The sequence below is a fragment of the Streptomyces sp. NBC_00078 genome, from assembly GCF_026343335.1.
GTDB lineage: Bacteria > Actinomycetota > Actinomycetes > Streptomycetales > Streptomycetaceae > Streptomyces.
This window is the reverse complement of sequence record NZ_JAPELX010000001.1, coordinates 8742545-8762295: the sequence shown is the minus strand read 5'-3', so window position 1 is coordinate 8762295 and position 19751 is coordinate 8742545. Positions and strand designations below refer to the sequence as shown.

Here is a 19751-nt window from a genome sequence, read left to right as displayed (position 1 = left end):
CTTATAGGCGCAACACCCCGGCCACGACCTCACCAGCAGCCGGCAAGCAGATCGCGCGCACGCCCTGGGGCCTCGGCCACAGGGCGTGCGAATTCAGTGGCGCCAGGGGGTGGTGCCGCGCGGTCAGCTCTCGAAGGCCGCCGGCTCAGCCGCCGCTCTTGCGCTTGAACGACCGCTGGCTCGCCGCGGGGCCGTGCGCCCCACGCACCTTCGAGGCACCGGGGCTGGCAGAAAGATCGGCACCGTCCGTCTGCACGCCCTTCTTGCGCGCCAAGGCCTCGCGAAACTTGCGCTTCAGGTCGTACTGGCCATCGCTGTCGGGCGCGAGAGCGGACGTCTCGGGGTCAGCCGGCTCCGAACCTTCTGGGGATGCAGCCTCTTCGGTCATGGTGACCTCCTGGGATCGGGCGGTGGAAACCACAGCTTGTCATGCCCGGCGGTGTGCCGGGCACCGGCACCATCCTCGGGCTCCGGCTTCATGGGGGCCGCCTCGCGGGTATCGCGACCCAGCCGGCCGCACCACGAGGGTGCTCGTCTCACAACAATGCGCATGGAAAGGCTACGGGACAGGCCGGCGGTAGTCCGCTCCTTTTTCTGGTGCCGAGTCCGCGGAAAAAAGCCTGCACTCGTTTACCGAGCGTGGCCCCGCGCATCCAGGGACCGCCGCAGCACCGCCATGCCCGACACGACGAAGGCTTCTACATCCTCTTCGGCACCGTCCGGTTCAACGTCGGGTACGAGGAGGCGTACCGCTACGGACCGCGGCCCGCGCGGGTGGTCACACTGGATTTCGACGTCACGCCCGCCGACCGCTCGGCGCTGGTCCCCCCAGATGTCGTGCAGGCCGGTCTGCGCCGGATGGCCCGGCGGCGGGAGGCCGAACGGGAGCGCCGCGTGTGGTGGGTCAGGCTCGATGCTTTCGAATCGGACGAGGCGCACCGGCCGCGATGAGTTCCGGCCGAAACACGGGTCTGATCTGTGACCGTCGCAGAACGGCGTACGCCGCTGCCCAGCACCAGACACGCGACACCACGGAGGACACCATGACTCCCGCGCCGGAGGACCCGACCCCCACGCTGCCCGGCCGCCCGTCCGTGGTCGACCTGGCCACCTGGCAGACCGCCCGCGACGAGCTGCTGGCCCGAGAGAAGGCCCACACCCGCGAGGGCGACGCCATCGCCGCCGCCCGCCGCAGGCTGCCGATGGTGGAGTTCGACGGGGCGGTCGAGGTCGTCGGACCCGATGGCCCGGTCCCGTTCCTCGATCTCTTCCAGGGCCGCGATGAGCTCGTGGTCTACAAGCACATGTGGTACGACGGCGCGCCGCACCAGGGGCAGTGCGAAGGCTGCACCACCACTGCCTGGCACCTGAAGGACGCCGTCTACCTCGACGCCCGCGACGTCTCGTTCGCCGTCCTGACCTCGGGCCGCCCGAACGAGGTGGCCTCCTACGTCGAGTTCATGGGCTACACGCAGCCCTGGTACTCGGTACGCGACCTGGACGCCCCGGTCGGCGACAGCATGGGATCCATCACCTGCTTCCTGCGCGACGGCGACCGCGTGTTCCTCACCTACTCCACAACCGGCCGTGGCAACGAGCGGGTCAACGGGTCCCTCGGCCTGCTCGACTTGACGCCCTACGGCCGCGGTGAGGCATGGGAGGGCAACCCCGAGGGCTGGCCCGAGGGGCGCGACGCGTGCTGGTCCTGGCGATCGGACGCGGAAGGGAACGCCACCTGGGGCCCGACCAGCCGCCCCGTGCCGCAGTGGACCCGCCCCGGCGCGACCCCCGTGGACACCCTCGGCCGGAAGGGCCACCACCACTGACGCGCCGTCGTCGCAGGTATGTCGCCGCATTCGCGTGGCCGATGCCCGCCGCCGCGGCCTTCCCTGACGGTCATCGCAGTGCCCTGGGGTAGCAGCAGTCGGTTGCCCTGGTCGGGCACGTTTTTCCTGTGCCCGACCAAGCGCTCTCCCGGTTTACGAATACGGCCGGGTGATCAGCTCAATCGCGTGACCGGAGGGGTCCTTGAAGTACACCCCTCGACCACCGTGCTCATTGTTGATCTCGCCTGAGCGCCGCATCTGCGGATCGGCCCAGTGCTCGATGCCGCGATCACACAGCCGTCCGTAAGCCCGATCGAACAGTTCGTCGTCGATCAGGAACGCATAGTGCTGCATCTGGATTTCCACCGGAGGCTCAGCGAACTGAAGCAACACCCCGTCGGACAGCTGGATGTTGGTGAACGGGCCCCATGACGGCGCTTCCGGAAGTTCCAACAACTCGCGGAAGAACCGAACCGAATGGTTGCGATCCTTGGAGGCGATGATGGTGTGGTTGAACGTGACTGCCATATAGCTGACCTCGCTGTTGCTCGACACGGAAAGAGGACTCGTGGTGTACGAGCACTGGGAGGTCCGCGTGCCGAATCGAGAGGGTGCCTTCCACGCACCCGCTCTGCGATCAGCCCACCACCGGGTAGCCAATCCGTGTGTGGCGTAGCGCCGGTCCGGTGTTCACGCCGGGGACACTACTTGATCTCATTGGCAGCGACAACAGCACAACGCCCGGCTGCTTTTGGGCTCGCCACGCAGCCTTGAAAGGGTCAGTGGTCCAGGGAAGCGAGATCTCGGTAGAGGAACCACGCCGTACCTGCGACGACCACCCCGCAGATCGTGGGCACGAGCAACCACGGCAGGCCCGTCCACACGGTGCACAGGCCCACGCCGGCGCAGGAGGCACCCGCAACGATGAGCAGCCACTTGCCATACGGGCGCCAGCTGAAGACGCCGGGATCGCGGGGCCTGGCCAAGCGCACTGCGCCGAACGCGAGGGTCAACGCAGCCAGCAGCCCGGCGAACGTGCCGAGAGCGGCGGTCATTTGGGGTTCGTCGCGCGGTGCGTCGGAGGAATTCTGACGGACGTCACCCTCGGCAACCACTACTACGACGCCACGCCAGACAGTGCCGGTGACCCGCTCCCCTCGCTGAAGCCCACTCAGCACCGGCCCCGAGTCCCCGAACGGCACGACCACCCTCGCAAACGGCGCGGGGCCGAGCAGCGTCGCCCGCATGTTCTTGGTGGAATTCCGGGTGCCTTCGACAGTGAAGGTGAGCTGCCGCAGGCAGTCCTCCGACCTCGGTATCACCGTGCGGGCTGCGCACGCCTCGGCCGCCGTGTACGCCCGGTAGAGGGCGCGGTCCTTGGGCAGCCAGGCGGCGAAAACGAAATAACAGGCCAGCGCGGCGGCCAGGGACGACAACACCAGCAGCGCACCCACCAGCCGGTTCCGGCTGGCCCTCGGCGGGGACGGCATGGCTCCATCCGCCTCAGGGGCATCGCTTGTCCTCACCGTGGTCACCGCTCGTCTCCCCCGCCGCCCGCCGCCGAAATCTCAAAACCCCAGTCTCTTCCCCTCACGATCAAGGAGGCAAGCAGGTCGACCGCGTTGGGGCATTGGTTCGCGTGCCACTGTTGCGGGAGTTGAGCACGACCAGGTCCCACCAGGTCCCTGCCGCCGTGAAGCCAGGGTGGAAGTCTCGTACGCGCGAGGCTGGGGCGCCAAAGTCTGTCGCGCGCCACTTCTCGTTCGGCGTCTGAGCGGTCGACGGCGGCGGCCAGTAGGTAGCTGATTTCTCTGGCTCCCTCCGAGTCGCCCGAGTTGCTCCAGTAGTCGATCCTCGCATCGTCAGTAGTCGATCCTCGCATCCTCAACACAGTCTTTAGACGCTGATTACAGATCTAGATGAATATGACAAGTCGAGGTACCGTGGCTCAGGAGATGCGCCGACGGGAACCACCTGGCCCACCTGCTGGCGCTTCGGGAGCGGAGCCGCACACGCCCCGTATCCGCAGTCGACAGAAGAGGATTTATGGATCACGTCGCTAATGAGCAACAAGGTCGGCGTGCCGTGGCCGACGGACTTGGCCCTGCGGCGGAGGATGAGCACCTCATCCGGGAGGCCGAGACGATCGCCGTTGCGCTGGGGCGGATGTTCCCCGGGTTGTGCGAGGTGGTCCTGCACGATTTGCGCGACCCGCAGCACGCGATCAGAGCCATTGAGAACAACCTCTCGGGACGTCAGGTAGGGGACTCCGCGACCGAGTTGGGCCTGGCTCGTATCGCCGACCCGGCGTACCCCAGCGTCATCCAGAACTACCCCAACCAGTTCCCTGACGGGCGCCCGGCCAAGAGCACGTCGATCGGCATCAAGAACGCCGCCGGCGACTACATCGCGGCACTGTGCCTGAACCTCGATGTGTCCGTGCTCTCCCCGGTCACCCTGGCGCTGTCGAATCTGGTCGCCACCGACCCCGAGGACCGTGACCGGCCCTTGGAGAGCCTGCGCGACCGCAATGCTCGCGAGCTGCGCCGGACCATCGAGGCCCTGGCCGCGGAACGCGCCGGCACTCCGCGCTCGCTGAGCCGCAAGGACAAGAAGGAACTGGTGCAGCAGCTGCACCAGGACGGTTTCTTCGACTCTCGTGATGCCGCGCAGGCCATAGCCAATCTGCTGGGTGTGTCCCGGGCGACGGTCTACAACTACACCAAGTGAAAGGGTGTTCATGTCCCGCGCCGGTTCGCCCGGCCCCACGTTCACGGCACTGTCGCTGATCGGCAGTACGGGTCTGATGTCGCCGTCGCGATAGAGGCTTCCGGCCGCGCATCACGGGCTGGTAGCTGTCGCCCCGAGCACCCGCAGGCTTCTGGTCCGACTTCGTCCGACTTCTCACCACCGCAAGGAATCCACCATGGCCGCTGCACACCCGGTTTCGTTCGACGACGTCCGCGAGGCCGCCGCACGTCTCGACGGGATCGCCCACCGCACCCCCGTTCTCACCTCCCGCACCCTCAACGCACTGGTCGGCGCCGAGGTGTTCATCAAGTGCGAGAACTTCCAGCGCATCGGCGCCTTCAAGTTCCGCGGCGCCTACAACGCCGCCGCCCAACTGCCCGCCGACCAGCTGGCCAAGGGCATCGCCGCCTACTCATCCGGTAACCACGCCCAGGCCACCGCCCTCGCCGCCCGCGAACTGGGCACCACCGCGGTCATCCTCATGCCCGAGGACGCCCCTCGGAACAAGATGGACGCCACCGCCGGCTACGGCGCGGAGATCGTCACCTATGACCGGTACACCGAGGACCGCACCGCCCTCGGCGAGGCCCTCGCCGTTGAACGCGGCCTGGCGCTCATCCCGCCCTACGACCACCCTCATGTCATCGCCGGACAGGGCACCGCGGCGCTGGAACTCTTCGAGGAGGCCGGCGAACTCGACGCACTCGTCGTACCCGTCGGTGGCGGCGGCCTCATCGCCGGCAGTGCCATTACCGCCACGGAGCTTCACCCCACCATCAAGGTCATCGGTGTCGAACCGGAATCGGGCGACGACACCAAGCGCTCCCTGGCCGTCGGCGAACGCGTGACCGTCCCCGTGCCCCGCACCATCGCCGACGGCCAAGCCCTGCCCACTCCCGGCGAGATCACCTTTCCCATCAACCAGCGCCTGGTCAACGCCATCGCCCTCGTCAGCGACGACGACATCATCGACGCCATGCGCTTCGCCTTCGAACACCTGAAAATCGTCCTCGAACCCAGCGGCGCCACCGGTCTGGCCGCCCTCATGGCCGGGCGCCTCGAACGCCTCCCGCGCAGGATCGGCATCATCGCCTCCGGGGGCAACATCAGCGCCCAGCGGTTCGCAGAACTCATCAACCGCGGCGGCCACGAGGGAGCCGTGGCCACAGGCTGAGGTGTCCTTGACCACCTTCAAAACGTGGCCGCGGAGGCCGGGTTCGCCGTCGGCTCCGTAGGGCGTTATTTCGACAGCCACCGGGCACTGGTGACCGCTGCGGCCCCCTACCCCGGCCGGCTGCCGCCCGACACACTGCGGGCAGTACTGCGGCGGCACCTGGCGCAGCTACCCGTGGTCCCCCGACCCGGACCTGCAGACCCGGACCTGCAGACCCCTCCTGATTCGGGCGAAGCATCGTCCCCGTACAGGCCCCGCCCGCCACCAAGCGGTGGTGCCGGCGACGAGCCACTACCCTCGGTCGCGGGGCGGCGAACCGCTACCCCCGCTCCCCCGGCGTTGCCGTCGGTGGTGCGACGCGAGTGGCTTCGCCCCTCGGCCGGCCTGTCGTGGCCTGTCCCGCTTCCGTCGTGGTTTCCACGGCCGACGCAGTGATCAGCTCGGAGCGTCGGCTTCCCCGGTCCATGAGGCCGCCAGTGAACGCGAGACCGAGGCCCGCTACGGCAAGGGCGGCGCCCACCAGGTTGGGTGACGCCCAGCCCCAGCCCGCGGAGATGGCCAGTCCGCCCAGCCATGCGCCGCCTGCGTTGGCCAGGTTGAAGGCGGAGTGATTGGAGGCCGCGGCCATCGTGGGAGCGTTCTTCGCCTTGGCCATGAGCAGCATCTGGACGGGTGTGGTGATGAAGGATCCCATCGCACCGATGAAGGTGATCGTCACCAGGGCCGGCACGGTGCTGTGGACAGTGAAATAGAACGTCACCAGCCCTGCCGCGAGCAGAGCGAGACCCGCATACAGGGTCGGGCGCAGGGCACGGTCCGTGAGGGGGCCCGCGATCAGCGTGCCAAGCGTCATGCCGACCCCGTACAGCGCGAGGACCAGCGTGGTCGAGGAGTCGGAGATGCCCGTCAGGTGCGTCAGCATCGGCACGAGGTAGCTGTAGACGGCGAAGAACCCGCCGAACCCCACAACTGCCGTGGCCAGGCCGATCGCCACCTGCCTGTTGCCCATGGCCCGCATCTCGTGCCGGATGCCGGACTGCCGCCCGCGTGGCTGGTGAGGGACGAACAGGGCCAGCGCGGCGAGCGCGACGAGGCCGATGACGGCGACGGCGCCATAGGCGGACCGCCACCCCAACTGCTGCCCGAGGGCGGTGCCGGCCGGGACGCCGACGATGTTGGCGACGGTCAGCCCGAGGAACATCTTCGAGACAGCGCGCGCAGCCCGTTCGGGAGCGACCAGCCGGGAGGCGACGACGGCGCCGACGCCGAACAGCGCCCCGTGCGGCAGGCCCGCCAGGAAACGCGCCGCGAACAGCAGACCGAAGTCAGGAGCGAGCGCGGACGCGACGTTGCCGACCACGAACAGCCCCGAGAGAAGCAGCAGGAGCCGTTTGTGCGGTACGCGCGCACCGATACCGGTCAGCAGAGGGGCACCGACGACGACACCGAGCGCATAGGCCGACACGAGGTTGCCGGCGTGTGGCACCGACACGCCGACCCCGTCGGCTATCTGGGGCAGCAGCCCCATCGTGGCGAACTCGGTCGTGCCGATACCGAAGGCGACGACAGCCAGGGCCAACAGAGCCAAAGGCATGGTGCGGGAGAACCTTTCAAAGACAGCAGTCCAGCGACAGAGAGCAGAAAGCGGCCGAAGTCGCCGAATTCCCACGGCCGGCCGCGTCGATCGCCTTTGCCCAGCGCACCCCCGGACAGGGGAAGTCCACAAACAGTGCAGCAGCGGCAGACGTTCTGGAGGGGCACGGCCTCGGCAAGGTCGTCGTCGCTCTGGCGCTGGCCGCCGCCCGCAAGGACGCCGACGCCTTCGGAGCCCGGATCAAGACAGCTGCCGAGGCGGCTATCGGTCCGCGCTGACGCCGCGCGGACAGCACCTCTGCTCGGGCCAGAGATGTGACGCCTCCGTCGCCGAGCGAACGTATGCTGCGCTGCGCCGACGGCCCGCGTTCGGCTCCGGCCGGCTGGAGGACGTCGTGGCCGTCCGCTCATACGATCCTTCCGGTCCCCCGGTCCCCCGGTCCCTCCTGCCGATCGTTCCTGCCGAGCCTGCGGGGCTCCTCGCCTGAGACTCGGAGACGAGCAACTCCGCGAGCGCGAGTCGGGAACCGACCGTCAAGTGCCGGCCGGCGGCGGAGCGAGTGCCACGACTGCTTCGCCGGTGTGGACGAGGAAGGTCAGCGTCTCCTCCAGGTACAGGGTGACGCTGGTCGCGTCGTGGGACAGGTAGCCGATCGACACGTCCTGGCCGAGATGCATCTCGAAGTCGCCGCCGCGGGTGGACAGGAGGAAGGCGCCGTCGATCGCGGGCGCCCAGACGATGTCCCCGTCCAGCAGTCTGGCGATGTGCTTGATGATCGGATAGCCGTGGTCGGAGGTCTCGCTGACGGCCGTGTACGCCTCGGCGCTCAGGGCCAGGGAGTACACGCCGTCGACACCTGCCAGGCGCAGGGCAGTGACCGCCTGGCTGATCGCGTCCGGGTAGTCGCGTGCATCGGCGGGCAGCGGCACCTGTGAGTTGGAGGAACTCTCACGCAGGCCGACGATGCCTGCGGCCGCGTATCCCTCGAAGACCGCACGGTCCTCGGCGAACGCAAGCTGCCGTGCGGCGTCCTTGGCCGGCTGCCAGTCGGCGTCCTTGGCCCCGCGGGCGACGTCGTCGACCTGCCGGCGGTCGACGGTGAACGGAACGCGCAGCTCGACCAGCGGCTGGAAGCGGCGCGTGTGGGCGATCACGCCGTCGGCAGGAGCGTCCACGGTGTCGAGGTGCCCGGTGCCCACGCCCGCCAGTTCGACTCCGTACGGCTCGGGGACGTCGACGACACGGCGTGCCGCGACGTGCCGTCTGAAGGTACGCCGGGCCTCTTCCTCCAGGTCGTTCCATGCGGCGGTGGAGAGGGGCGCCAGGTCACGGTGCAGGTTGTTCATCGGGAGTGCTCCGCTTCATGCTGCCGATCCCCAGCGAGGAATCGCAGGACCGGGGCTGATTGTCGGACGGCGTGACGACGGAGCGCGGTTCGGTGTCGGTGTCCACCTGCGCGTCCTCTTCCCCTTTCCTCGCTTCCGCGCCGGGTGGTTCGGGCAGGTCGTCGAGGAAGTCCGCTGTGGGGGCGTGGAACAGGCATCCGGTGAGAGGGGTCGAGAAGTCGAGGATCCGGTCGTGCGACGCGCCCGGGGCGCCCAGGAACATGCGCTCCAGCATCGTCTCCGTCACCGTGGGAGTGCGGGCGTAACCGATGAAGTAGGTACCGAACTCGCCCCGCCCGACGGTGCCGAAGGGCATGTTGTCGCGGAGGATCTCGTGTTCCGTGCCGTCGGGGTCGGTGATGGTGGTGAGGGCGACATGCGAGTCCGCCGGTTTGGCGCTGTCGTCCAGCTCGATGTCCGACAGCTTCGTCCTGCCGATGATCTTCTCCTGCGTCTCGACCGGGAGCGCGTTCCAGGCGTCGAGGTCGTGGAGGTACTTCTGGACGGTGACGTAGCTTCCGCCGGCGAACCGGGGATCCTCGTCCCCGACCAGGACGGCGGCGCCGGCGGCGGGCCCGGTGGGGTTCTCCGTGCCGTCGACGAACCCGAGCAGGTCACGTTTGTCGAGGTACTGGAAGCCGTGCACCTCGTCGCAGACGGTCACCGCCTCGCCGAGGCGGACCATGATCTCCGCGGCGAGCGCGAAGCACAGGTCCAGGCGTGCGGCACGGATGTGGAAGAGCAGGTCGCCCGGTGTCGACACGGCGCGGTGTACGGGCCCGCTCACCTCACGGAAGGGATGAAGGTCAGCCGGGCGGGGACCGGCGAACAGACGGTTCCATGCCCGCGAGCCGATTCCGGTGACGCAACTGAGCCTGCCCTCGGGCTCGGCACGAAAGCCCACAGACCGTTGCAGGGAACTCACCTGGGACAGCACGTCCCGGGTGACCGCTTCGCCGCCGGGGTCGATCGTCGCGACCAGGAAGATCGCGGCTCTGGTGAGCGGGGACAGGACCAACTGCGGAGTCGGTGCCGCGACCTCTCCGGCCATGCGCCCCACCCTTCCCGTTCATCGTCTTTGCGGCTCAGCGCCAGCTCTCGCACTCGCACTCGCACCACGGTCTCGGAGTGACGGAGGCATCGCGAGTACGGCCTCCTCGCTCCGTGCCGACTCTATGGCGGAGCACGCGACGCCGCAGCCGGACCGACGCACGCGATGTCGGTGTGTGCGCCGTCGGAGCGGGCAGCCGAGACTTCCGTGATGCGGCACCGTCTTCTTCCGTCCTGCTGACGGACCCGTGACGGGGCAGACGGGCGCGTTTTCCGTTTGTTGGTCTTCCCGTCTGGGGGCGGGGAGTGGGACGCCGAGGGCGCGCAGGGCGGTGTCGTCGTCGAGGCCGTCGCCGAAGCTGTCCAGCAGGTCGGTCAGGGCGTGGAGCACGCGATGGGGAGGCTTGCCGGCGTGGTCGGCGGCGAAATCGCGGGGGAGTCGTCCCCGTACAAGGTGGCACGTCTTCGCCGATCCGGGCCTCGGTGAGCCCGTCGGTGTGGAGCAGGAGGGTGTCACCGGGCATTAGGACGGTCGTGGCGCTGGTGAAGGGCACGGCGGGCAGGATGCCGATCAGGAGGCCATGTCATTCGACCGGTTGCGAGACCAAACGAAGCTGTCCGCTAGCCAATTGACGGCTCGTCAGTTCCGGCTGATCACCCGCGGCGACGGTATCGCCGGGGAGGACGTCTCCCACGCCCGCACTCGCCGGGCGGCTCGGCGAGCTCGCACACAGCGACCTGATGGCCCTGGCCGTACAGCTGGGGGTGAACACCACCGCCGCCACCGCGGTGCCCGGGATCGTCGTCACCACCGGGGAGGAGGTTGTGGTCCGGGTGCGCGAGATCGCCGCCCTGCGCGCCGAGTTGCCGTTCGGTATCGACGGCATCGTCATCAAGGCCGACCCGGCCGCCGACCAGCGGGCAGCGGGATCCGGGTCGCGGGCGCCGCGCTGGGCCATCGCCTACAAGCTCCCCGCCGTGGAGAAGGTCACCCGCCTGCTGGACGTGGAGTGGAACGTGGGCCGCACGGGCATCATCGCCCCCCGCGGTGTGCTCGAGCCCGTGGAGATCGACGGCGCCACCATCACCTACGCCACGCTGCTTCTGTCGGGGAGTGCGGTTCCGTGTGGCTGATCAAGTCTCGATAGGTGCAGCTCAGAAGCCTTCTGCGTTGGAAGCTACCGAGTGCAACAGGTGTCGCGCAAGGGGCTGCGCTTCTGTGGATTTCACTCGATCGATCGGCCAAGTTCCCATGTCCTGTCGCCGAATGGTGGAGGCGAGTCGCTGCAACATGGCATGATGACGTGACCATGATCAAGAAAGGCGACGCCGTGTAGATCGCCCGGCACAATGCATGCCCAGAAGCACCAACTCACCATCCTCGAGCTCGCATGATCACCAAGCGGACATCACACGACCGCGTCAAAGACATGGGAAGTCGGCCGAGCAGATCACCGCGCTTCAAGGTGCCCGCCTGGGTTGGTGGCCCACCTGCCGCCTTGGGCGTCAGTAAACTCCACCGTAACCGAGGTGGGGAGTGAGTCCGCCGGGACGTTCCGAGACCAGATGAAACGGGCCTTTCCGTTAGATGGAGGCCCAGGATCAAGGTGCCCGCGGCAAGGCTCGCCATCACCAGCTGCGGACCTGACAATCCGAGGAGGATCCCGCGCATGGCGAGCCGGGAGAACTTGATCAGTGTCAGCGACGGTTCCGCGGGGCTCGACGTACTCACCGCCGATCACTTCCGTCCCGCAGGCTCGGCAAGCGTCGAGTCGCACCGACTACCGTCGGCGCGTTAGTTCAGAGCCTCCACTGAACCCGGCACGCGACACGCCGGCTCGCGGGCGACCACAGCCACCGTCCGGCCGGCGTTGATCACCAACTTCACGGCCTCGTTCCTGTACTCCGGACATTTGTCCTCCCGCGATGCAGATCCTCTCTTACGAGGTGTCCACCGTCAGCGGTCGAGACCAGGGCGGAGCGTCGGGTTCTGTCGGATCAATGCCCAGACAACGTTGGCGATCACCCAACCATCACGCAAGTCCGTTGCCGTGAGTTCCTCGAAGCGGCGCAGCCGATAGCGGACGGTGTTGGCGTGGACAAACATTGCTTCGGCCGTACGGTCCACCTGTTGCCCGGCGTTGAAGTAGTGCCAGACGGTCTCAAGTACCGCAGCCCCACTCCGGGTCTGTGTCACCGGGTCGATGTAGCGACGAAGCATCACTTCGCTGACATCGCGATCGTCGTGGACGGCGACGCGGATCCCAAGATCGTCGATCGTCACGACCCCGCGGGACCATCCTGCTGCCCGTGCGGCGTTGTGCACTCGCTGTGCTTGGCGCAGCGATTCGGGCAATTCCTCCCGTGTCACCTCGGCGCCAAGGGCAATGAGCGCTGGAGGTTTCGGCGGAGTACGTGCAAGAAAACCTATGACGTGCTGATCAACGACGCTCGCCACACCCGCGGGTGTACCTGAAGGATGGCTGGGTTGAATCCAGCGGTTTACGGCTGTGCGGGTGTCGTCGTTTAGGTTCTCGGTGCAAAATGCCTGCCATTGGCCGTACGAGTCCAAGCCGAGGGCCTTGAGATGCTTCAGTGAGTCGGCGGCAGATCCGTCGTGGAGCAGCAGTTGGCGAACGAGGCGGTTCTGCCGCTCATTTGAGACGACTGCCATATCCAACTCGGCCCGGCGATGACCGGTCGCGATCGCTGACGTGTAGAGATCGAAGGCGCGAAGCAACATGCGCGTGTAGTCGAGCACGGGCTCTGACCTGAGATCCAACTCATGCGCGAGCGTTCGAGCATGATCAAAAGCGAGTTCAAAACCGATGCGCCAACCACGCAGGACATCTTCTAGGGGGACGCCGAGGCGTTCGCGATCGGCGCCGCGGATCTCCGCCTCCGCGAGGGCCTCTTCAGGCGGGGGTGGGGCGTCTGGAAGGCACGAGGTGAGCACAACCCGGATGTTGACGGCGAGCTCCGCGACGACGTTGTCGGGGTCGACGAGACGATATCCCTCTATCTCCTCAACGAGGCGACTACGCAGCCGCCGCGCCAGCAGGTCGGTGCTCTGGAGCATCCGAACCGCGAGCGTGTTGAAGTCAACCAGGTCGGACGAAACCGGGGACGGCATGGCTCGAGACTAATGCCTGGAGACTAGCGGTTGCTACGAGAAGGCTGCCCACACTCAACCGATCGGGCCGATTTTGCGCTCTTCTTTAGAGGTCTCGACAAGAAGCCGCTATTGAGTTTGTCCGTCCGCCTCTAGAGACGTCCGTCACATTTGGCTGAGGGTTAGGGGCATGGAGCACCTTCAGGCAGCGACCACTCACCGCGTGGATCCCGTAGTCAATGGACTTGATGGTCCTAGTGACCACGCGGGGGTGGTGCGAGATGGCGGCGGTGTGCCCCGGTATCGAGACCTCCCGACATCGGTCGTTCACGCGTTGCGCGAGCATGCCGCGCACAGGCCGGACGACGTGGCCATCGTGGATGTCGACGGTCGCGAGATCACCTTCACGCAGTTGTGGGATCGGGTGTTGCAGGTGTCCGGTGGCCTGCGCGATCGCGGCGTTACCCGCGGCGATCGGGTGGCCTTCACCCTTGACAACTCGGCGACCTTCATCGAGTTGTTCCTGGGCATCATCGCGACGGGAGCCATTGCCGTACCGCTGAACACGCGCTTGTCTGCAGCCGAACTCGACCAGATCCTTGCCGACTGCACACCCAAGCTGACGATCCGGTCGGTCGACGAGCTCCTCTTGGGTGAACCCGACTGGGACGACTCGGTCGGGCAAGACGATCTCGCGGCGATCTATTACACGAGTGGTACGACGGGCCTACCGAAGGGTGCGACCTCGACCCACGAGGCCCTGCTGTCGATAGTGGAGTCGGTCCGTCGCACCTTCGACCTGCCCGTAGGTGGACCCCATCGTGTCGTCACGGTGGTCGCCGTTCCGCTGTTTCACGTGACCGGATGCAACGGTCAAATGCTTGCAACCTTGCTCAATGCGGGCAAGGTCGTGGTTCAAGCCACGCCTGTCGTCGGGGAGTTTCTTGATCTGGTGGAGCGCTATCGCGCCTCCCTGCTCGTCCTGGTCCCGGCCCTTTACCACGCTGTCGTCCGTGCTCCAGAGTTTGCCCCCGAACGCGTCAAGAGTGTCCGATGGGCCATCTATGGCGGGGCGCCGGTCTCGCCGGCGCTCGTCGAGCAGATTGCGAAAGGTTTTGAAACCGCCGTTGTCGCAAATGGCTTCGGCATGTCCGAAACGAGTTCTCTCGCCGCGGTGATAAGTGGCGCTGAGTCGATTCCGTACGCTGACTCAATCGGCTACCCGGTACCCGCGATGGACGTCGGCGTGCTCGATGCCGACCCGCGCACTGGTGTCGGTGAGTTGGTACTTCGGGGTCAGACAGTGACCCGCGGATATTGGGGCACCGATGGCCTACGCAGCCCCGATGGCTTTGAGGGGTGGATGCGTACCGGGGACGGCGGGCGGATCGATGCCGAAGGCCGCATCTACCTCGTCGACCGACTCAAGGACATGATCAACCGCGGTGGAGAGAATGTCTTCTGTGTCGAGGTCGAGAGTGCCCTGATCGCGGCTCCCGGTGTGGTCGATGCCGCGGTCGTGGGCGTTCCAGATGAGCGGCTGGGGGAGCGCGTCGGCGCCGTGATCGTGCCTGGTCCTGGTTTCGACTTGCGTGCCGTGATCGAGTCTGTCGCCTCCCGGGTGGCCGGCTTCAAGGTCCCCGAGCGGGTGCGATTGCGCTCGGAGGGTCTGCCGCGTAACGCGGCCGGCAAGGTGCTCAAGCCGGAACTGAGGCGCAAGAGCGCTGAGGGGTCATGGGATGAGGTGCCCAGCGAGTGGAGTCGAGCGAAGGCGGACTCTGCCTCGTGCACGGTCGGGGGACACGCATGATCGAGTTTCTGATGCAAGGCGTGGCGCTTGGTGCGCTCTACGCCCTGATCGCGCATGCGTGAACGAAAGGACTTCCCAATCGTGATGTCAAGCCGCGACCGTGACGGGAGGTGAATCTTGGTAGCACTGTCCGTCACGGATCATCGCCCACAGGACGTTGAGGCGTCGGCGGGCGAGGGCGAGCAGGGCCTGCTTGTGGCCTTTCCCCTCGTTTCGCTTGCGCTGGTAGTACGCCTTGGAGGCGGGGCATGTCGAAGTGCTGACCATCGCCGAGAGGTACATGCTCCGCAGCAGGCCGCGGTGGTATCGCTTGGGTCTGCGCAGGTTGCCGCTGACGCGGCCGGAGTCCCGGGGCCTGGGGGCCAGGCCGGTGAAGCCGGCCAGGCGATCGGCGCTGCCGAAGGCGTCCATGTCACCGCCGGTCGCGGCGATGAACTCGGCGCCGAGCCTGGGGCCCATGCCGGGCAGGCTGCGGATCACCTCGGCGTGCGGATGCTCGCGAAACCGGGCCTCGATCAGGGCGTCGAGCTCGGCGATCTCCTCATCGAGGGCCATCACCCCTTTCGCGAGGCGGGCCACCATGGCAGCCGCCAGCTTCTCGCCGGGCAGGGCGGTCTGCTGGGCCTGGGCGGCCTCCACGGCCGTCTTCGCGAGAGCGGCGGCGCCGCGGACCTTGCGGTTCTTCAGCCAGGTCTCGATCCGCCTGGCGCCGGCACGACGGATCGCGGCCGGGGTCTGGTAGCCGGTCAGGAGCATGACCGGCCCCTTGTTGACGAGCTCCAGCGACCGCTCCAATGCAGGGAAAATCTCCAACAGTTGGGCCCGGAGACGGTTGATCTGCCGGGTGCGGTCGAAGACCACGTCCAGGCGCCGTGTCGTCAGCGTGCGCAGGTCGACGGCGATCTCGTCGCCAGGCCGCAGCAGCCCGAGATCCTTGCGCATGCGGGCCTGGTCGGCGATGACGAAGGCGTCCTTCGCGTCAGTCTTGCCCTCGCCCCTGTAGGTGGCCGAGGCCCGGTAGACCGCCAAGCCGGTCAGATAGGCCATGGGCTGGTCGTGGCTGAGCAACAGGCCGATCAGCAGGGCGGCGCCGCCGTGGTTGAGGTCGACGGCCCACAACACGTCGGTGGATATCGCCAGGACGTCGCCGATGAGCTGGAGCAGCTCGGTCTCGTCGTTCAGGACCCGGCGGGACAGCAGCCGTTCGCCGTCCGAGTTGATCACCACGCAGTGGTGATGTTCCTTGCCGATGTCCACCCCGGCCCAGATCTCGGGCACGTTTCCTCCGCCAGTTCGTCGTTGCATCGATCCCGCAGGCGACCTCGCCGACGTTGTCCTACAGCAGCGATCGAGTCGCGTCTCCCAATTGGCGGTCGAGTCGTCGCGGGGCTCCGGGCGGCCAAGTCCTTTGAGCCTTGCCAACGGCTTCCCCATGACAGCCATACCCAGAGCCCCCGGGCCCTCCGATCTTACGAATGACCAGAGCAACCACCCTTGAAAGGTAGGACCCAGTATGAAGATCATCGTCGTCGGCGGAGGTATCGGCGGTCTCACCACCGCGATCGCGCTGCGCCATCACGGCATCGATGTCCACGTGCTCGAGCGCGCGGATGATCTCACCGAGATCGGCGCGGGTGTGCAAATCGCGGCCAACGGAACGATAGTTATGCGCGAACTCGGCCTGGAGCCGGCGCTGGCCTCCGTGGCGACGGTACCCCAGAGATATGACTACAGAGACCTCGATACGGGTGAGCTGCTCTACCTGGCGCCCCTGGGCGAGGAGGTGGCGCAGCAGTACGGCGCGGTCATGTACAACGTGCACCGGGCCGACTTGATCCGGATTCTTCGCGATGCGCTTCCGCCCGAGTGTCTGCAACTGTCGGCACAGGTCGTCGGCATCGAACAGGACGAAACGGGCGCTAGCGTCACTCTGGCGTCGGGGGAGCAGATCCGAGGCGATGCTGTCATCGGCGCCGACGGTATCCACTCGATCGTGCGCGACCTTGTCGTCGGGCCCGAGGAGAAGCAGTTCGCGAACATCTTGATGTGGCGTGCCCTCATTCCGCGCGATCGGCTTGAAGGCCTCGACCTCCCGGTCGCCGGAAACAACTGGTTCGGCGTTCAGCGAAGCGTCATCACCTACTGGGTGCGTGAGGACCTCTACAGTGTGCTGGCTGCCGTCCCCGCCACTGAGGTGCAGCGGGAGTCGTGGACCGACACGAGCGATACCGAGGAGTTGTTGTCGTCCTTCGAGGGAGCCGAACCGACGGTTCGCGCTCTCCTGGAGGCCATCGACTCCACCTTCATCACCGGAATGTACTACCGCGATCCGATCGAACGCTGGACGTACGGACGGGTCACGCTCCTTGGTGACGCCGCCCACGCGATGGTTCCCTATCTCGCGCAAGGCGCTTGTCAAGCGATGGAAGACGCCTGGACCCTCGCTGCAACCGTGGCCCGGCACGGTGACGATGTTCAGAAGGCCCTCGTGGAGTACGAGAGGCGCCGCCAGCCTCGCACCACACGCATCCAAGCTGGCGCGCGCTTCGCCGTGAAGATGGCTCACGAACCGGATGAGGCTTCGGTGCGGGCCCGAAATGGTCGCTGGAAGGGCACCCAGCGCATCGATCCACTTGCCCTCACATCCTGGGAGTTCGCTTGGGGCCACGATGCCCTTGCTGCGATGGACCAGCCTGTGGCCGATGTGATCGGACTGAGCTCTTCCAAGGAGGGCAAGCAGATGGCCAGGCCGGAAAGTCAGCGTGCTTTCGATCTGTGGAGGGGGGCAATCGGCCAGGAAGACATCGCACAGGGTCATCCAGGCCAACGCGCCGCCTACGATCGATTCCTGCGCACCGAGTTCCCGCCGCCATCCGATGTTCGGGTTGAACGCTGCGAATTGAACGGCGTAGCCAGCCTGAAGGTGACAGCGCCGGAAGTCACGCAGCCGCGGCGTACGATGCTGCATCTGCATGGTGGGGCGTTCGTGCTTGGCTCGGCGGAGAGTTCAGTGGAGTACGCGAGTCGCTTGTCGGCAGCCTTCCATGCCGAGGTGTTCTCGGTCGACTATCGTCTGGCGCCTGAACACCCGTACCCGGCCGCGATCGATGATGTGTTCGCCGCCTACCGTGGTGTGTTGGGACGAGGGGTCGACCCCGCGTCGATCATCCTCAGCGGGGAGTCCGCAGGAGGCGGATTGGCGCTCTCTCTCGCGCTGTCGCTGGATCGCGCCGGCCTTCCAAGACCAGCGGGCGTACTGGCGGTGTGCCCATTCACCGACCTGACGCTCAGCGGACCGAGCGTCGCAACCTACTCGGGGGAAGATCCTGCCTCGCACCGTGACAGCCTTACCCAGCTCGGCGCCTCGTACTTCCAGGGGCACGAACCCACCGATCCGATGGTTTCGCCGCTGTTTGGTGACCTCTCCTCACTCCCGCCGCTCTATCTTTCTGCGGTGCACGGTGAGGTACTGGAGAGTGACACCACCCGCTTTGCCGAACTGGCGAAGGCTGCCGGCGCCGATGTGACCCTGGAGATGATCGAGGACTCGGTGCACGTATACACGTTGTTCGGCTTCCTGCCGGAAGCCCAGCGGACGCTATCGCGTGCCGCAATCTGGGCTGATCAGCTCGCCGGCGAAGCCATTGAACGCCTGCTTTAGCGGAATGGAGTTCTCCCCCGCGCTCCTCGTCCGTCGACCCGACGGGACATGGGTCGCAATCGGGCCCGAGCTCGACGGCATCGCTCGCTTCATCTCCGACCTCGCCATCCCCAACCCTCGTGACCGGCATGGCACTCCCCGGCGGACTCCCCGTCAACGTCGACCTCACCGACAACGGCCAGACCATCGCCGAGCCCGCGCCGCAGCGGCCGGCAACATCCGGGCCCACGACCGTGCCCGGGCAGTCATGACGCAGGCACTCCTAGACGCCGACCAGCAACCACTCAAGTGGCCCGAAACCATCAACCTCGAAGAAGAGCCAGAAGGCTGATCCCTGGGGACTGTCGGAATTTCGGTGTAAGTGGCCCGACACGCCGACGTGATTGGTTGGCGGGGAAGGGTCAGTGATGACCGAGAACATGCAGGACATGTCTGCATCGGCGAAGGCGGCCGAGGCGCCGCAGAAGGAGAACGAGCACCACGCCACTGGCGACGACGGGCAGCTCCCAAAGGCGTTTACCCGGCCGTCGGCCGAGGAGCTGGAGGTAGCCCGGGAGCTCGTGCGCTCGGCCCGTGAGCGAGGGACCGCGTTGACCGGTCCGGGAGGGCTGCTCAAGGCGTTGACCAAGACGGTGATCGAGACCGCGCTGGACGAGGAGATGACCGACCACCTTGGCTACGACCGGCACGACGCGGCTGGTCGGGGCTCGGGCAACTCCCGCAACGGCACTCGGACCAAGACGGTGCTGACCGACAACTGCGGTCCGGTGGAGATCGAGGTGCCCCATGACCGGGCCGGGAGCTTCGACCCGGCGATTGTGAAGGAGTGGCAGCGCCGGTCCGGGGATGTCGACACGATCGTGCTCTCGCTGTACGCCAAGGGCCTGACCACCGGGGAGATCAGCGCCCACTTCGAGGAGATCTACGGCGCCTCGGTGTCGAAGGACACCATCAGCCGGATCACCGACACGGTCGTGGCGGAGATGGCCGAGTGGTCCGCCCGGCCGCTGGAGAAGGTCTACGCGGCGATCTTCGTCGACGCGATCTACGTCAAAGGTCGCGACGGGCAGGTCGACAACCGGCCGGTCTACGCCGCGATCGGAGTCGACCTGGCCGGGCACAAGGACGTGCTCGGCCTGTGGGCCGGCACCGGCGGCGGGGAGACCGCGAAGTTCTGGATGAGCGTGCTCGCCGAGCTGAAGAACCGCGGCGTGGCCGACGTCTTCTTTGTGGTCTGCGACGGCCTCAAGGGCCTGCCGGACTCGGTCGAGGCGGTCTTCCCGCAGGCAGTGGTGCAGACCTGCATCATCCACCTGATCCGCAACACCTTCCGGTACACGGCGGGGCCTGGAAAGTGCCTCATCCATGAGCTCCCGGCCATGTTCCGC

Annotated in this window: 14 protein-coding genes and 4 pseudogenes; 9 read left to right on the top strand and 9 right to left on the bottom strand. The window is 66.9% G+C overall.

Annotated elements, in window-relative coordinates; translation table 11 throughout:
* Window positions 1-145 precede the first annotated feature (145 nt).
* Window positions 146-388: a DUF5302 domain-containing protein gene (locus OOK07_RS40790; RefSeq protein ID WP_266801627.1), complete on the bottom strand. Its 243-nt coding sequence runs from the start codon at window positions 386-388 to the stop codon at window positions 146-148.
* Between the two features lie 251 nt (window positions 389-639).
* Between OOK07_RS40790 and OOK07_RS40785 the strand changes: the two are divergent.
* Both OOK07_RS40785 and OOK07_RS40780 read left to right on the top strand, forming a co-directional pair.
* Window positions 640-744, top strand: a pseudogene (locus OOK07_RS40785) (cupin domain-containing protein); the annotation flags it as partial.
* 299 nt (window positions 745-1043) lie between these two features.
* A complete protein-coding gene (locus OOK07_RS40780) occupies window positions 1044-1826 on the top strand; it encodes a DUF899 family protein (RefSeq protein WP_266801626.1) in 783 nt (260 codons plus the stop codon).
* A gap of 153 nt (window positions 1827-1979) precedes the next feature.
* Here the strand turns inward: OOK07_RS40780 and OOK07_RS40775 are convergent, their stop codons facing one another.
* Complete coding sequence (locus OOK07_RS40775) at window positions 1980-2354, bottom strand: VOC family protein (RefSeq protein ID WP_266802289.1); 375 nt, start codon at window positions 2352-2354, stop codon at window positions 1980-1982.
* A 251-nt stretch (window positions 2355-2605) separates the two neighbouring features.
* Window positions 2606-3316, bottom strand: coding sequence for a hypothetical protein (locus OOK07_RS40770; protein ID WP_266801625.1), 711 nt, complete (start codon window positions 3314-3316; stop codon window positions 2606-2608).
* A 556-nt stretch (window positions 3317-3872) separates the two neighbouring features.
* Here OOK07_RS40770 and OOK07_RS40765 point away from each other — a divergent pair.
* Window positions 3873-4556: a helix-turn-helix transcriptional regulator gene (locus tag OOK07_RS40765; protein ID WP_406313157.1), complete on the top strand. Its 684-nt coding sequence runs from the start codon at window positions 3873-3875 to the stop codon at window positions 4554-4556.
* A gap of 196 nt (window positions 4557-4752) precedes the next feature.
* Complete coding sequence (locus tag OOK07_RS40760; protein WP_266801623.1) at window positions 4753-5751, top strand: threo-3-hydroxy-L-aspartate ammonia-lyase; 999 nt, start codon at window positions 4753-4755, stop codon at window positions 5749-5751.
* Window positions 5752-6070: 319 nt separating this feature from the next.
* Here the strand turns inward: OOK07_RS40760 and OOK07_RS40755 are convergent, their stop codons facing one another.
* The 4 genes and pseudogenes from OOK07_RS40755 to OOK07_RS43875 form a co-directional block, all read right to left on the bottom strand.
* Window positions 6071-7345, bottom strand: coding sequence for an MFS transporter (locus OOK07_RS40755; protein WP_266801622.1), 1275 nt, complete (start codon window positions 7343-7345; stop codon window positions 6071-6073).
* A gap of 533 nt (window positions 7346-7878) precedes the next feature.
* Complete coding sequence (locus OOK07_RS40745; protein WP_266801621.1) at window positions 7879-8691, bottom strand: family 1 encapsulin nanocompartment shell protein; 813 nt, start codon at window positions 8689-8691, stop codon at window positions 7879-7881.
* Window positions 8672-9781 (bottom strand): Dyp-type peroxidase, encoded by a 1110-nt coding sequence (locus OOK07_RS40740; RefSeq protein ID WP_266801620.1) that lies wholly within the window; start codon window positions 9779-9781, stop codon window positions 8672-8674. Before OOK07_RS40740 ends, OOK07_RS40745 begins: the two co-directional genes overlap by 20 nt.
* Before the next feature lie 291 nt (window positions 9782-10072).
* A pseudogene (locus OOK07_RS43875) lies at window positions 10073-10361 on the bottom strand (SpoIIE family protein phosphatase); the annotation flags it as partial.
* A gap of 121 nt (window positions 10362-10482) precedes the next feature.
* Between OOK07_RS43875 and OOK07_RS40730 the strand changes: the two are divergent.
* Window positions 10483-10881 (top strand): annotated as a pseudogene (locus tag OOK07_RS40730) (NAD-dependent DNA ligase LigA); the annotation flags it as partial.
* 856 nt (window positions 10882-11737) lie between these two features.
* Here OOK07_RS40730 and OOK07_RS40725 read toward each other — a convergent pair.
* Entirely contained in the window at window positions 11738-12913 is a 1176-nt protein-coding gene (locus OOK07_RS40725; protein ID WP_266801619.1) for a PucR family transcriptional regulator, read from the bottom strand.
* A 169-nt stretch (window positions 12914-13082) separates the two neighbouring features.
* On the opposite strand from OOK07_RS40725, the gene OOK07_RS40720 reads away from it, so the two are divergent.
* Window positions 13083-14702, top strand: a complete 1620-nt coding sequence (locus tag OOK07_RS40720) for a class I adenylate-forming enzyme family protein (protein WP_266801618.1) — start codon at window positions 13083-13085, stop codon at window positions 14700-14702.
* 87 nt (window positions 14703-14789) lie between these two features.
* Here OOK07_RS40720 and OOK07_RS40715 read toward each other — a convergent pair whose 3' ends face one another.
* Window positions 14790-16007 (bottom strand): IS110 family RNA-guided transposase, encoded by a 1218-nt coding sequence (locus OOK07_RS40715; protein WP_266801617.1) that lies wholly within the window; start codon window positions 16005-16007, stop codon window positions 14790-14792.
* 208 nt (window positions 16008-16215) lie between these two features.
* On the opposite strand from OOK07_RS40715, the gene OOK07_RS40710 reads away from it, so the two are divergent.
* The 3 genes and pseudogenes from OOK07_RS40710 to OOK07_RS40700 all read left to right on the top strand — a co-directional run.
* The gene (locus tag OOK07_RS40710) at window positions 16216-18363 is read left to right on the top strand and encodes an alpha/beta hydrolase fold domain-containing protein (protein ID WP_266801616.1); all 2148 of its coding nucleotides are present in this window, start codon (window positions 16216-16218) and stop codon (window positions 18361-18363) included.
* A 128-nt stretch (window positions 18364-18491) separates the two neighbouring features.
* Entirely contained in the window at window positions 18492-18614 is a 123-nt protein-coding gene (locus OOK07_RS40705; protein ID WP_266801615.1) for a hypothetical protein, read from the top strand.
* Between the two features lie 288 nt (window positions 18615-18902).
* Window positions 18903-19701, top strand: a pseudogene (locus OOK07_RS40700) (IS256 family transposase); the annotation flags it as partial.
* Window positions 19702-19751: the final 50 nt, after the last annotated feature.

Bases quoted from the DNA above. Each gene is read 5' to 3' on its own strand.
- OOK07_RS40765 (WP_406313157.1), top strand. From the start codon at position 3,873: ATGGATCACGTCGCTAATGAGCAACAAGGTCGGCGTGCCGTGGCCGAC.
- OOK07_RS40760 (WP_266801623.1), top strand. From the start codon at position 4,753: ATGGCCGCTGCACACCCGGTTTCGTTCGACGACGTCCGCGAGGCCGCC.
- OOK07_RS40755 (WP_266801622.1), bottom strand. From the start codon at position 7,345: ATGCCTTTGGCTCTGTTGGCCCTGGCTGTCGTCGCCTTCGGTATCGGC.
- OOK07_RS40740 (WP_266801620.1), bottom strand. From the start codon at position 9,781: ATGGCCGGAGAGGTCGCGGCACCGACTCCGCAGTTGGTCCTGTCCCCG.
- OOK07_RS40710 (WP_266801616.1), top strand. From the start codon at position 16,216: ATGAAGATCATCGTCGTCGGCGGAGGTATCGGCGGTCTCACCACCGCG.
- OOK07_RS40720 (WP_266801618.1), top strand. From the start codon at position 13,083: ATGGAGCACCTTCAGGCAGCGACCACTCACCGCGTGGATCCCGTAGTC.
- OOK07_RS40745 (WP_266801621.1), bottom strand. From the start codon at position 8,691: ATGAACAACCTGCACCGTGACCTGGCGCCCCTCTCCACCGCCGCATGG.
- OOK07_RS40775 (WP_266802289.1), bottom strand. From the start codon at position 2,354: ATGGCAGTCACGTTCAACCACACCATCATCGCCTCCAAGGATCGCAAC.
- OOK07_RS40725 (WP_266801619.1), bottom strand. From the start codon at position 12,913: ATGCCGTCCCCGGTTTCGTCCGACCTGGTTGACTTCAACACGCTCGCG.
- OOK07_RS40790 (WP_266801627.1), bottom strand. From the start codon at position 388: ATGACCGAAGAGGCTGCATCCCCAGAAGGTTCGGAGCCGGCTGACCCC.
- OOK07_RS40715 (WP_266801617.1), bottom strand. From the start codon at position 16,007: ATGCAACGACGAACTGGCGGAGGAAACGTGCCCGAGATCTGGGCCGGG.
- OOK07_RS40780 (WP_266801626.1), top strand. From the start codon at position 1,044: ATGACTCCCGCGCCGGAGGACCCGACCCCCACGCTGCCCGGCCGCCCG.
- OOK07_RS40770 (WP_266801625.1), bottom strand. From the start codon at position 3,316: ATGCCGTCCCCGCCGAGGGCCAGCCGGAACCGGCTGGTGGGTGCGCTG.
- OOK07_RS40705 (WP_266801615.1), top strand. From the start codon at position 18,492: ATGGCACTCCCCGGCGGACTCCCCGTCAACGTCGACCTCACCGACAAC.